The 12807-nt window shown below is 72.5% G+C and carries 10 protein-coding genes and 1 riboswitch; of the genes, 6 read left to right on the forward strand and 4 right to left on the reverse strand.

What is annotated here, in order from left to right; translation table 11 throughout:
• Positions 1-73: 73 nt before the first annotated feature.
• The 5 genes from CA983_RS11065 (at position 74) to CA983_RS11085 (ending at position 7469) form a co-directional block, all read left to right on the forward strand.
• Entirely contained in the window at positions 74-1264 is a 1191-nt protein-coding gene (locus CA983_RS11065) for a DegT/DnrJ/EryC1/StrS family aminotransferase (RefSeq protein WP_244206796.1), read from the forward strand.
• Complete coding sequence (locus tag CA983_RS11070) at positions 1257-3680, forward strand: lipopolysaccharide biosynthesis protein (RefSeq protein ID WP_086600715.1); 2424 nt, start codon at positions 1257-1259, stop codon at positions 3678-3680. The genes CA983_RS11065 and CA983_RS11070 overlap by 8 nt, the downstream gene beginning before the upstream one ends.
• A gap of 239 nt (positions 3681-3919) precedes the next feature.
• Complete coding sequence (locus CA983_RS11075; protein WP_244206789.1) at positions 3920-5884, forward strand: glycosyltransferase; 1965 nt, start codon at positions 3920-3922, stop codon at positions 5882-5884.
• Positions 5881-6321: a hypothetical protein gene (locus tag CA983_RS11080; RefSeq protein WP_086600717.1), complete on the forward strand. Its 441-nt coding sequence runs from the start codon at positions 5881-5883 to the stop codon at positions 6319-6321. Before CA983_RS11075 ends, CA983_RS11080 begins: the two co-directional genes overlap by 4 nt.
• Entirely contained in the window at positions 6318-7469 is a 1152-nt protein-coding gene (locus CA983_RS11085) for a glycosyl hydrolase (RefSeq protein WP_244206791.1), read from the forward strand. The genes CA983_RS11080 and CA983_RS11085 overlap by 4 nt, the downstream gene beginning before the upstream one ends.
• Before the next feature lie 12 nt (positions 7470-7481).
• Here CA983_RS11085 and CA983_RS11090 read toward each other — a convergent pair whose 3' ends face one another.
• The 3 genes from CA983_RS11090 to CA983_RS11100 form a co-directional block, all read right to left on the reverse strand.
• Positions 7482-8237, reverse strand: a complete 756-nt coding sequence (locus CA983_RS11090) for a polysaccharide deacetylase family protein (RefSeq protein ID WP_086600718.1) — start codon at positions 8235-8237, stop codon at positions 7482-7484.
• Positions 8238-8380: 143 nt separating this feature from the next.
• Entirely contained in the window at positions 8381-9673 is a 1293-nt protein-coding gene (locus CA983_RS11095) for a glycosyltransferase (RefSeq protein ID WP_107500222.1), read from the reverse strand.
• A gap of 83 nt (positions 9674-9756) precedes the next feature.
• Positions 9757-10821, reverse strand: coding sequence for a GNAT family N-acetyltransferase (locus CA983_RS11100; RefSeq protein WP_244206793.1), 1065 nt, complete (start codon positions 10819-10821; stop codon positions 9757-9759).
• A gap of 192 nt (positions 10822-11013) precedes the next feature.
• Between CA983_RS11100 and CA983_RS11105 the strand changes: the two genes are divergently transcribed.
• The gene (locus tag CA983_RS11105) at positions 11014-11862 is read left to right on the forward strand and encodes a Cof-type HAD-IIB family hydrolase (RefSeq protein ID WP_086600720.1); all 849 of its coding nucleotides are present in this window, start codon (positions 11014-11016) and stop codon (positions 11860-11862) included.
• Here CA983_RS11105 and CA983_RS11110 read toward each other — a convergent pair.
• Positions 11826-12605: a transglycosylase SLT domain-containing protein gene (locus CA983_RS11110; RefSeq protein ID WP_086600721.1), complete on the reverse strand. Its 780-nt coding sequence runs from the start codon at positions 12603-12605 to the stop codon at positions 11826-11828. The two genes, CA983_RS11105 and CA983_RS11110, sit on opposite strands and share 37 nt — an antisense overlap.
• Before the next feature lie 3 nt (positions 12606-12608).
• Positions 12609-12782, reverse strand: a riboswitch (cyclic di-AMP (ydaO/yuaA leader).
• Positions 12783-12807: the final 25 nt, after the last annotated feature.

Genomic DNA, 12807 nt, shown 5'->3' on the forward strand with positions numbered 1-12807 from the left:
GCGGATGGCCATTGGGGAGGCCGGTCCGGGCTCGGTACGGCGTGGTTCGCAGCTCAAGCGGCTGGAAGAGACCATGCGCGTGCGGCTCGGCCGGGAATGCGTGTATGTACCGTCATGTCGCTTTGGGCTGTACGTGGCGCTGCGCCACTGGTGCCCGCCCGGCGGGCGGGTACTGATGTCGCCGGTCAACGACGACGTCATCTTCTTCGTCGTGCTCGCGGCCGGACTGCGCCCGGTGCAGGCGCCGTTGAACCCGCTCGACGCGTCCATCGACATCGATGCCGTGCCGGACGGGACGTGGAGATCGGTGTCGGCCGTGCTCACGACGAACCTGTACGGGAACCCGGACCCGGCGCCGCGCCTCAGGCAGAAGTGCGACGCGCTGGGGATCCCACTGTTCGAGGACGCGGCGCACGCCATCGGCAGCCGGGTGGGGGACCGGCCGGTCGGGGCGTGGGGCGAGGCCTCCGCGTTCAGCCTGTCCAAGCACGTCGGGGCCAAGGCCGGAGGCATGCTCTCCCTCGCCGACCCGGGGCTGCGGGACGCGGTGGAGAAGACCTGCGCGGGACTGCTCGCACCGCGCCGTCCGGGCTCCGAACTCGCCTACGCGATCCGGCCGTACGCGGAGGCGGCGGTGCGCGGACTGCGGCTGCGGCGCGCCGCCTGGGCCGCGATCCGGCTGCTGGGGCTGGCGGACCGCGAGGAGATCCGGATGCCGCTGCGCCCGGACGAACTCGCCCGCGCCGCCCGCCGGGCGCCCGGGCTCGACGCCCACCACCCCTGGGTGCGCGTCGACATGCACGACTACCGCCAGGAGTCCGGCCGGCTGCGGCTGGGGCGCATCGGGCGCAAGCTCGACCGGCTGGACGACGTGCTGGACGCCTGCCGGGCGGGCACGGAACTGCTGCTGTCCACGCCCTGGGCCAAGCCGCGTGACGCGTACGGCACCCAGCCGTTGTTCCGCGTCCCGCTGTTCGTGGCGGACCGGGACGCGGCGATCGCGGCACTGGCGCGGCAGGGCGTCGTCGTCGGCTACCTCTACGACCCGCCCCTGGACGACTACGCCGGCGCGGAGTTCACCGACCCCTCACCCGCCCCCGAGGCCGCCCGCTGGTTCGCGCGGCACGCGCTGCCCGTGGACCCGCTGCGGGCCCGGACGGTCGTCAAGGTGCTGGAGCGGTCCGGGGCACGGCCGGTCGAGGCACCGGGAGAACCGCCCCGTGGCAGGCCGGCATCGGGGAGGCTGGATCAGTCCCGTGGCTGAGATCCAGGTGCACGAGCCCGCCACCACGCGCGCCGACGGTGGCGGACCGAAGCCTGCCGTCGACGAGCACACGCACGACTCACTGTTCAAGAACGCCTACTTCCTCATGCTCAGCACCGGCGTGTCCGCCGTACTGGGCCTGGGGTTCTGGCTGGTGGCCGCCCGCTACTACTCCGAGGAGGCCGTCGGCCAGGGCTCCGCCGCCATCGCCGCGATGCGGCTGCTCGCCAGCATCACGGCGACGACGATGATCGGCGCCGTGGTCCGTTTCGTCCCGCGCGCGGGACGGGAGACCGGGCGCCTGGTGTGGGGCACGTACGCGGCCAGTTCGCTGATCGTGGCGCTGGCCGCCGCCGTCTTCCTGCTCACGCTCGACGCGTGGGGAGCGTCATACGCCCCCCTGGGCACGCCCATGGCGGGCGCGGTGTTCGTCGCGGCGTGCGTGGCCTGGGCGCTGCTCACGCTCCAGGACGGGGTGCTGACCGGCTTGCGCAAGGCGGAGTGGGTGCCGGCCGGGAACGCGGTGTTCTCGGTCGGGAAGCTGGTCCTGCTGGCCGTCTTCGCCGGCACGCTGCCCGTCCTCGGCATCTTCGTCTCCTGGGCCGTCGCGATCGCCTTCTCCACACTGCCGCTGGGCTGGCTGATCTTCCGCCGGCTCATCCCTCGCCAGACCGAACTCGAGCGCGAGAAGGAGCCCCCGAAACTCCGCGACATGGGCCGCTTCCTGGCCGGGGACTCGCTGGGCGCGCTGTTCAGCCTGGCGATGATCAACCTGCTGCCGGTGATGGTCGCGGTCCGCTTCAGCGCCGCGGAGAACGGCTACTTCTACGTGGCGTACACCGTCGGCGGCACGATGGAGTTCATGGCCATCAACATGGCCTCGTCCCTCACCGCGCACGCCTCCCACGACCCGCGACAGCTCGCCGACGGAGTCCGGGGCGCCCTGCGGCGCATGACGCTGCTGCTCGTCCCGGTCGTGCTGGTGCTGGTCCTCTTCGCCCCCTACATCCTCACGCCCTTCAGCCCGGACTACGCCGAGCACGGCTCGACCGTGCTGCGGCTGCTCGCCCTCGGCGCGCTGCCGCGGGTGGTGGTGGAGCTGTACATCGGCGTACTGCGCGTGCAGGGGCGCACGGGTGTGCTCGCCGCGCTCCAAGGCGCCATGTGCGCCCTGGTGCTGGGCAGCGCGGCCGTGCTGTTGACCCCGGCCGGGATCGCGGGCGCCGGCTGGGCGGTGCTGCTGAGCATGACGCTGATCGCCGTGGTCTCCTCGGTCGGGCTGCGCGCGGCACTGCGGCACAACGACACCGTGCCCGCGACCCGTACGCCCACCGATCCCTCCCATCCGTCCTACGGCACCCGCTGGGCGAAACTGAACGCCACCGCCGGGTACGGCACGACCTGGGCCCGCCGGGCCGCGTACCAGCCCAAGGAGGGCGACGAGGACACGGTCACGTTGTTCATAGGGCGCCCCGGATACGAACGTGAGGCGCTCCAGGCGGACACGCTGGCGCTGATCGTGCGGCCGCATCACCATCCGGGCGGGCCGCATCACCCTCCGGACGGGCCGCACGCTCCGGACGGGCCGCATCATCCGGGTGGGCCGCACCATCCGGGCGCCGCCGAGAAGGGGGCGGGCGCCGAGGCGGCCGAGGCCGTCGAGACTGCGGGCCCGGGCGAGGAGCGCGACGGCCGCGCGGAGGCGAGAGCACCCCGGCGCGAAGGAACGGCCGGCCACGAGGGGACCGGCGGGTACGAGGGAACCGCCGGAGCCGAGGACGAAACCCGGGAGCGGCGGCTGACAGGCGCCCTCTGGAGCCTGCTCGGCGTCGCCACCGTCTTCTTCTGGGCGCCGTTGCGCGACCTGCCCTGGCTCGACGGTGCCACCGACGCGGCACTGACGGGGCGTCAGCTGCTGGAGGGCTTGCCGCTGCCGTCGCTCACCGCGGGAGGTCTGCTGCTCGTGGTGTTCGTCGCCGCCATCACGCTGTGCACCCGGCGCGACCCGTGGCTGCCCGGCACGGCGCTGTCCGCCGCCCTGCTCGCCCTGTACGCCGCACCGGTCGCGCTCGGGCGGGAACCGCGGCCGGTGGACGGGGCGTTGTATGTGAAGACGGCCGGCTTCCTCGCGGACGCGGTGGGGCTCGACGGGCCCGAGCCGCTGCTTCGCTGGGCGCCGCCGGTCTGCCAGCTGCTGTGCCTCGTACCGCTGTGGCTGCTGCTCGCGAGCGCGGGCGGACGGCTGCCGTGGCCGGGGCGCTGGGGGGTTCTGTATCTCGTCGCGGTCGGCGGCTGGGTGTGGCGTGAGGCGCTCGCACCGGTCGCGCCGCCCCTGCTCGCCGTACTTGTCGTACTCGTCGTGCTCCTACCGGTCTGCCGCCGCGCCGCGTCGGCCATGGGGCCAGGGCCCTTCTGATGGATCTCCGCAGCGTCACGACGCCCGGTACGCACGCTCGCCGCACGGTGCGGAGGGCCAGGTGGCTCCGCCACATGACCCTCCGCACCGCACGCCGATCGCACGCACCGAACGCCGCTCCTTCTCCTGCGGATATCCATCAGAAGGGCCCTACCGCACCGCAGAAGGCCGAACAGCCGACCCAGCGACTGATCAAGCTCCAGAGCCGGACAGAGCCGAACCGCCAGGGGGGAACCACCGTGCGTCCGCCAGTAACTCCGAGGGAGAGATCCACGCCGGAACCCACACCCGCACGGGACGGCGCGAGCACCCCCGGCGGCAGCCCCGAGACCTCCAGCCAGTCCTCCAGCTCCTCCTCCTCGGAGTCGTCGAGCCCCGCCCATGAGGCCGTGACGGACCTGTCCGACCTGCCCCCCGCCTGGTCCGGGCGGCGCGCTCAGGCCTGGCCCGGCGTTCCGTTGCTCGTCGCGCTCGCCCTGTGGGCGTACGCCGTGCGGCACACCGACGTCTCGCGGCTCGACGACTACGGGCTGGTCACCGCGCTGCACCCGGCCTTCTGGGCAGGACTCGTGGTGCTCACCACCGGGTTCTGGTTCACGGTCCGCGATCCGCGCCGGCCGGGCGTCTGGGCGGCGGCGTACGTCCTCGGGCTGCTGGTGATGGAGCGGGTCACGCAGGCCGTGGTCTACCCGACCCCGCTGTACGCGTGGGCGTGGAAGCACGAGGCGGTCATCGACCATCTGCTGACGGCGGGCGGTCTGCAAACGGCCGACCAGGTCGGCGACATGGCGGTGTACGACCAGTGGCCCGGCTTCTTCGCCGCGCAGGCCGCCCTGATGCGGCTGCTGGGCGTGGACTCGGCGGCGATGTTCATGGCCTGGTGGCCCCTGGTCTCCAGCCTGATGCTGCTGCTCCCGCTGCTGCTGATCTACCGCACCTTCACGGAGGACCGGCGGCTGATCTGGACCGCGGTCTGGCTGTTCTACGTCGCCAACTGGGTCGGGCAGGACTACTTCTCCCCTCAGTCCGTGGCCTACGCGCTGCACGTCGGCGTCCTGGCCGTGGTCCTGCGCCGCTTCGGCCGGTCCGCCGGGCGGCGCGGGCGGCCCCGGCAGGCCGTGTGGACGGTGGTGCTCACCGTCATGCTCGTGGCGATCGTCATCTCCCACCAGCTCACCCCGGGCATGCTGGTCGTCTGTCTGCTCGCCCTGTGCCTCAGCCGCCGCTACCGCGACTGGGTCCCGGTGGTCACAACCGTCGTGATCTTCCTGGCCTGGTGTCTCACGGCCGCGCTGCCCTTCCTGTCCGCGGCGATGCCGGACATGATCCGCTCCGTCGGTGACGTCGGCGCCAACGTGGAGACGGGGTACGGCGCCACCCCGACCGGCACCGGAGCGATCGCGACCTCCTGGGCGGCCCGGCTGCTGTCCGGCTCCGTCCTGCTGCTCGCGGCCGTCGGCGTCCTGCGCCAACGGGTGCTGCGGCACCGGGCCCGGCCCCTGCTGCTGATCGCTGCGGCCCCGCTGCCGATGTTCGCGGCGAGCAGCTACGGCAGCGAGATGATCTTCCGGGTGCTGCTGTTCATGCTGCCCGGCGCCGCGTTCTTCGCCGCCGCCGCGCTGCTGCCCAAGGTCCGTACGCTGGCCGCCGACGCCGCGGCGAAGGAGGCCGGCAGCCGGCAGGCCGCCCCCGTGAAGCCCCGCGGACGGGGGCTCGGCACATGGGTGGGGCTGACCGCATTGCTCGGCGGAACCCTGGCGTTCGTCCCGGCCTACTCGGGCAAGGACCGGATCAACTACTTCCCGCCGCAGGAAGTGGCCCTCGTACGGCAGCTCTTCGACCAGGCGCCCGACGGCTCGCTCGTCGTGGCCGCCAACCGCAACTACCCGCTCGCGTACGCCTCCTACTGGAGCGTCGACCACTACTGGTTCCTCGACGACGCCCGCAGCCACGTCGACCGGATCGTCAGGAACCCGGCCGGCACCCTCGCCGGCGACATGGCCGGGGTGGAGCGGCCGGCCCGGGCCTACTTCCTGCTCACGCAGGGGCAGTTGGCCAACTCCGAGATGAACGGACAGCTCGACGAGGCGCAGCTGGACCGGATACAGAAGTCCGTCGCCGCCTCACCACGGTTCCAGCTCGTGGCGGAGAACAGCGCCGGATGGCTCTACGTACTGAAGCAGGCGCAGGGAGCGGAGCGATGACACCGCAGGAACTCGTGGTCCGGATGCTGCCGCCGTTCGGCGGCTGGCTCGCGCTCGCCGCGCTCGCGCTGCCGGGCGGATCGCCGCTGCGGGGCGCCGCCGTCGTCCTCTTCCTGGCGGCGGGCCCGGGCGCGGCCGTGATCAGAGTCTGCGCCCCCGCGCTGGGGGCGCGGCCCGCCGAAGGACCCGTCGAGCGACGGGACCCGGACTTCGCCCGCCACTCCGACCTGCTGGAGCGGCTGATGCTGGTGCTGTTCCTGAGCATCGGCGCCGTGATGCTCGTCGCGACCGTGCTGATCGCCACGCACACCTTCAGCGCGCAACGGGTGCTGCTGACGCTGACGCTGCTGACCACACTCGCCGCGTTCTGCCCGCCGCTGCGCGCCTCCCCGCCGCCGAGGACGACACCGAGGACACCGAAGGGTTCTGCTCCGTGAGGTTCAACCGTCCCCACCGTCCCTTTCGCCGCAAGCCGACCACGACCGGACAGCACCGCAGGAGGCCACAGCCGCACGAGGAGCAGCCGTCCGCCGGCCCGTTCACATCGAGTCGGCGCCGTCTGCTGATCACGTCCGCCACGATCGTCAGCGCGGTCCTGGTCGGCGTACTCGCCCTCAGGAACGCCTCCGGGCCGGACCCGGGAGCGGCCGGTTCCAAGGCGGACTGCCGCCCCACGGCGATCCTGGAACCGCCTTGCGGCGCCTGGTTCGGGGCGTTCGTGCCGCACGAGCGGGACGACCTGCCGGAGAAGGTCCGCGCCTACGAGAAGCGCGTCGGCCGCGAGCTCGACATCGTGTACACGTACCACGACATGTCCCTGCCCAAGGGCACCCGCCGGGAGGGCCAGCTGCTCACCCCGGAGGAACAGCGCGTCGGCGAGGACCACCTGCTGCTGCTGTCCTGGGAGAGCAAGTGGTGGGGCGGCACGAAGAAGCAGCAGCCGACCTGGGAGCAGATCGCCTCCGGCGAGCTGGACGAGACCGTCATCGATGTCCAGGCGGGGCGCATCAAGGACTACGGCAAGAAGGTGTTCCTCTCCTTCGACCTGGAGATGGACACCCGCACCCCGGACAACGGCACCCCCGCCGAGTACGTGAAGGCGTACCGGCACATCCACGACCGGTTCCGCGAACTGGGCGTCGACAACGTGGTGTGGACGTGGATCACCACCGGCTACCTCGACCACGCCGACGACATGAAGGCGATGTATCCCGGCGACGAGTACGTCGACTGGATCGGCTACAACCAGTACAACTACTACCGCTGCCACAAAACGGGCTGGCTCAGCTTCGCGCAGACACAGCACGCCGCGCACGACTGGATCCGTAAGAACATCTCCGACGACAAGCCGCTGATGCTCTCCGAGTTCGGCACCGCCGCGGACTCGGCCCGCCCGCAGCGGCAGGCCGAGTGGTACGCGCAGGTGCCCGGTGTGCTGAAGGGCCTGGAGGGCGTCAAGGCCGCCCTCCAGTGGAACTACCGCGACCCCGGACCGCACTGCAACCTGGCCCTGGCGAACGACGCGGCCTGGGACAGCCTGCGCGAGGCGGTCGCCGACCCGTACTTCAACCAGCCGCTCAAGTGACTCAGGCAGGGATCAGCCCGCGAACTCGGGCCCGCGCACCACCGCGCGGGCCCGCCGGTACCAGCGCCACGCGATCGTCTTCGGCCCGTCCCGGTACGGCGCGACCCGCGCGCCCGCACCCGCCAGCCAGCCCTCGACGTCGGCGACGGTGTGGGTACGCCGGACGATGAGCCGGGCGATGCGGTAGCGCTCGTCGCGGTCGGAGCTGAGCGCGTGCCGTACGGCGGTCGCGGTCTCGTAGCCGGCCCTGGCCGACATCGCCCGCACACGCGGGCTGTTGTAGCCGTGCGGATAGGCGAGATGCCGGACCTCGTGCCCGAGGGCGTCCTCCAGCACGGCCTTCGACGAGCGCAGTTCGTACGCCAGCTCCTTGCCGGACAGGGTGTCGAGCTGCGCGTGCGTGACCGTGTGGCTGCCGATCTCCATGCCGTAACGTTCCAGCTCCGCCGCCCGGTCCAGGGTCATCATCGGCGCGGGAGGCAGCAGACTGCGGCCGCCCGGGGCGATGGCGCCGGTGGTCAGATAGGCGGTGGCGGGCAGGCCCCGCTCGGCCAGCGCCTCGGCGGTGGGGCCGGGCAGATCGGCGAAGCCGTCGTCGAAGGTGAGCAGCACGGGCCGGGGCGGCAGGGGTGCGCGCTCGGCCAGATGGTCGGCGATCGCACTGATCGTGATCGGGGTGCGGCCGCTGCGGACCACGGCGTCGAGATGCGCGGCGAACTGCTTCGGCGTGACCGTGAACTCGGCGATCCAGTCGGGCGGGTCGTCCATCACGGAGTGGTACAGGAAGACCGGAATGGCCGGGGAGCCGGCCGCACCCGGTGGCGATATCGGCCCCTCACCGTCCTGCGCACCCCGCTCCGCCCGGCCTCTGCCGCCCCCCTGCCTCTCACCACGCGTGCGTGCAGACGTCCTCATCTCGCCCCCTTCCCACGCGCCCGCAGCGCCCGCCGCGCGCGCAGATAGCCCACAGGCCCGTACACCATCCCCCTGCGCTGCAACCGCGACAGCCGCCGCGGCCACGGATGCGTCCGCACGTCGTGGTCGCCCGGCGCCCCGCCGCCCTCCGTCTCGCGTACGGCGGTCAGCGTGCGGGCGTGGGCGAGGCCCCGGGGCAGCCGCGCGAGGAACGCCGGCAGCAGCGCCGGGCGGTTCACGAGCACCGCGGTGAGGTAGGCGGTGAGTCCGGCGCCGTAGCCGTACGCCTGGGTCTCCAGGTCCCGCCAGGTCTCCCGGTGGTGGTGCCACACCAGTGCGTGCGGGGTGTAGCGCAGCCGGTGGCCCTGCGTCAGGACGCGGACGAAACCGTACAAGTCGTCACCGCCCCGAGCGGCCGTCCCGGCACCCGTGGCCGGGTCAAAACCGCCGACCTCACGCAGCACCGCCGTCCGGAACGCCATGTTGGCGCCCGAGCCGAACCGCCCCGCCGTGAACGGGAACAGCGGCTCGTCGCCCGGGGGACGCGCCGGGTCGTACGTCCTTGGAGTGAAGCCTTTCGCGAAGCCGCCGTGGCTCTCCAGCAGCACCTGGGCCGGGGTGGTCAGCCGCGCGGGCAGGATCAGCCCGGTGCTGCACCCGAGTCCGGGGTCGGCGGCGAAGGGCGCGGTCAGCTCGGTCAGCCAGCGCGGATCGGCGACCACGTCGTCGTCCGTGAAGGCGACCACCTCGCCCCGCGCGGTCGCGAGCCCCCTGTTGTGCGCGACCGCGAGGCCGGGCACCGGCTCGCAGACGTACCGCACGCGCTCGGCGTACTTCCGCTCGACCAGCTCCCGCGTCTCGCTCGTCACGGGAGCGTTGTCCACGACGACGATCTCGAACCGCGGATGGTCCTGCGCCAGCAGCGAGTCCAAGGCCCGGGCCAGCTGCCCGGCACGCTCCCGGGTCGCGATCACGACACTCGTGTACGGCGGTTCACCGGCTGCCCCGGGGCCACGAGCCTGCGCGGGCGCCGGCGCACACTCCGCCCGCGCCCGCGCCGCGAGCACGGACTTCGCGTCCGCCCCCTCCGGCACGCGTGCGAGCAGCGTCCCCACGGGCCGCCCGCCCTGCCTGACCAGCACGAACACCTCGCCGTGCGTCACCGGCGGACTCCCCGGGCCCGGTCTGAGCACCGCCTCGTCACCGTCGAGGTCCAGCTCGGCGACCTGCACCGCCCCGATGTCCAGGAACCGCCGTATCTCCTCCTGCGCACGTGCCGAACGGGCCATGCGCCCTCCCCCCTCGTCGTCAGGTACGACCTGAGTCAGGTACGACCTGTGTCGGGTACGACCTCTGTCGGGTACGACCTGTGTCAGGTACGGCGCAGCCGAGCCGCGCCCTTCAGGGTCCGCGCGGCCAGCGACGCGAACCGTGGCCTGGCGCGGACGAAGCTGTGCGCGCGGCGCGCCGGCTCGCGGCTCAGCCAGTGCAGCGCCGCGCCCGCCCCCGGACGCGTCACCGCGCCCTCGTACACGGGCAGTTCGCCCGTCTTCAGCGCGTCCTTGTACTCGGCCGCGCCCCGCCCCAGGTCGAGCATGCCGATGCCCTCGGCGGCCGCCGCCTCGGCCATGCGCAGGTGCAGCACAAGTCCCGGTGAGTACTTCGCGAACTCCGGGTCGTAGGCCGGGAACCAGCAGGCCAGGACCGAGGCCGAGCGCAGCCCGAAGTGCGCGGCCAGCGGCCGCYGTCCGGCGTACAGCACGGACAGCGTGCCGCTGCACTCCGGCGCCCGGGTCTGCGCCAGCCGCCCCACGAGCCGGGTGATCCACTCCCGGGCGAACCGGTCCCGGCGGCCCGTCCTGCGGTACTGCGCCGACTTCCACTCCATGAGCGTGCGCAGCGCGGCCGGGTCGCGCTCGTCGAAGACGAACCGCAGGTCGCCGACCTGCCGGCCCAGCCTGCGCTCCTTGGCCAGGGTGGTCTTCAGGAACTTCGGCGACTGGGCGCGCAGCACCGACTCGTACGTCTCGTAGCCCTTCTCCACGTCGATGACGTAGGTGGCGTGCTCCTCGGCCGCGTACCGGACGAACAGCCGCTGCTCGGCCTCCAGGTTGTCGAAGGCGAAGCTGGACAGCGCGCAGGCCCGCAGCAGTTCACCCGTGCCCAGATGCAGGCCGGGCCGCAGGATCGCGCCCTGCGTGTCCGAGACGCCGAGCCCGATCGCCCGGCCCTGCCCCAACGGGCCCCGCTCATGGGGCAGGAAGCCGGCCGGCTCCAGCCCCTCGTACACCACCGCGACCCGCGCCTGCGGCCTCACCAGGCCGACGGCTTCGGTGAACTCCGGTTCCATGAAGGGGTTGCGCGGTGTCTCCGCCGCAGCGCGCAGCGCGCGCCAGCGCTCCTTCTCCCCCTCGCCGAGCTCCCCGGGCCGAGCCACACGTATGCGCCCACTGCTCAACCTGACCCCCCGATCAAGTCCCCCCTGGACACTTGGAAGGTACCGCCCGAGACGGCCCCGACGGTAGGTAGCGGACCATGTTGTTGCCAACTGGTGCAGAGGCCTTCAACCGGGCAATCGGCGTCCGACGCGCGATGAAACGAAGGGGCGCGCTGTCCGTATTCTCTGATCATGGCCGCACCCATCGCATATTCACTCATCGCCACCGACCTGGACGGGACGCTGCTGCGCGGCGACGACACCCTGTCCGACCGGTCCCTCGCCGCGCTCGCGCGGGTGGCGGACGCCGGTGCCCAGCACCTCGTGGTGACGGGCCGGCCGGCGCCGAGAGTGCGGCCGCTCCTGGACGACCTCGGGGCCACGGGGCTCGCGGTGTGCGGGCAGGGCGCGCAGGTGTACGACGCCGGCGCGGACCTGCTGCTGTGGTCCATCACCCTGGACCGGGAACTGGCCGAGACCGCCCTCGGCAAGATCGAGGCCGAGGTGGGGCAGGTGTACGCCGCGGTCGACCAGGACGGGGTCGACGGGCTCACGCTGATCGAGCCGGGCTATCTCATGCCGCACCCGACGCTGCCCGCGGTACGGGTCGACCGGCGCGACGAGCTGTGGGGCGAGCCCATCAGCAAGGTGCTGCTGCGCCACCCGTACCTGACGGACGACGAGTTGGCGGCGACGGCCCGCTCGGTGGTCGGTTCACTCGCGACGGTGACGATGTCGGGGCCCGGCACGGTCGAGCTCCAGCCGTGCGGCGTGACCAAGGCGACGGGCCTGGCGCTGGCCGCCGAGCACCTGGGGCTGCGGCCGGCGGACGCCGTCGCCTTCGGCGACATGCCCAACGACATCCCGATGTTCGACTGGGCCGCCCACGGCGTCGCCATGGCCAACGCCCATCCCGAACTCAAGGCCGTGGCCGACGAGGTCACCCTGTCGAACGAGGACGACGGCATCGCCGTCGTCCTCGAACGGCTGCTGGGCGGGACGGCTCAGTACGGGCCGTTGACGTTGTCGATCGAGCCGTAGCGGGCGGCCGCGTAGTTGCAGGCCGCGGTGATGTTGGCGACCGGGTCGAACGGGTCCCACGACGTGCCGTCCACGTGGTAGGCCTGGAAGGTCGGGTCGATGGTCTGGAGGAGGCCCTTGGACGGGGTGCCGGCGGCGGCGTTCGAGTCCCAGTTGTTGATCGCCTGGGGGTTGCCGGACGACTCACGCATGATGTTGCGGTAGATGCCGTCGTACGAACCCGGGATCCCCTTCTGCGCCATGATGTCCAGCGCCTCGCGGATCCAGCCGTCGAGGTTGTCGGCGTAGGTCTTCGCGGAGGCCTGGGTGGCCTCGGCGACGCCACCGGCGGGCTTCGCGGCCGGCTTGGCGGGGGCCGAGGACTTGGTCGCCGTCTTCTTGGCGGTGTCCGCCTTGGCCGTCTTCACCTTCAGCTTCAGACCCGGGTGGATCAGCTTCGGGTCGTCGCCGACGGTGGCGCGGTTGTCCTTGTAGAGCTGCTTCCAGCCGCCCGACACGTCGTACTTGTCCGCGATGCGGTAGAGCGAGTCGCCCTTGGCCACGGTGTATGTGAGGGACTTGGCGGGCTGGGCCGCCTGCGGCACGGACTGTGCTGCGGCGGGTGCGCTCTGGCTCGGCTGGGCGGCGCTGGCCTGCGTCGCGCCGAGCAGCGGGAGGGTGAGTGCCGCTCCGCCGGTGCCGGCGGCCACGACACGACGGGTGAGCTGGTTGCTTCTGGGGCGACGGTGCTTGCCTCGGGGCATGGCGATATTCCTCTCCGACGCCTGCGAGGTGAGCTGTCGGGTTCGGGCCGGGAGGTGCCCGGCCGCCCACGGTGCTGTATGCCGTGGGCGGCTTCACCCCGAGCCGTTCCGCTGCGCGGACCGGCGACTTACCTGGGTCCCCCGCTCCTGCCATGCGTGAGTGAGTGGGTTCGTGTGGGGAGTCCGGGCGGTGGCAGGATTC

It is taken from the genome of Streptomyces swartbergensis (assembly GCF_002148965.1).
GTDB lineage: Bacteria > Actinomycetota > Actinomycetes > Streptomycetales > Streptomycetaceae > Streptomyces > Streptomyces swartbergensis.

Excerpts from the sequence above, each read along its gene's own strand:
- CA983_RS11065 (WP_244206796.1), top strand. The coding sequence starts at position 74 with ATGCGCGTGCGGCTCGGCCGGGAATGCGTGTATGTACCGTCATGTCGC.
- CA983_RS11080 (WP_086600717.1), top strand. The coding sequence starts at position 5,881 with ATGACACCGCAGGAACTCGTGGTCCGGATGCTGCCGCCGTTCGGCGGC.
- CA983_RS11090 (WP_086600718.1), bottom strand. The coding sequence starts at position 8,237 with ATGGACGACCCGCCCGACTGGATCGCCGAGTTCACGGTCACGCCGAAG.
- CA983_RS11095 (WP_107500222.1), bottom strand. The coding sequence starts at position 9,673 with ATGGCCCGTTCGGCACGTGCGCAGGAGGAGATACGGCGGTTCCTGGAC.
- CA983_RS11105 (WP_086600720.1), top strand. The coding sequence starts at position 11,014 with ATGGCCGCACCCATCGCATATTCACTCATCGCCACCGACCTGGACGGG.
- CA983_RS11110 (WP_086600721.1), bottom strand. The coding sequence starts at position 12,605 with ATGCCCCGAGGCAAGCACCGTCGCCCCAGAAGCAACCAGCTCACCCGT.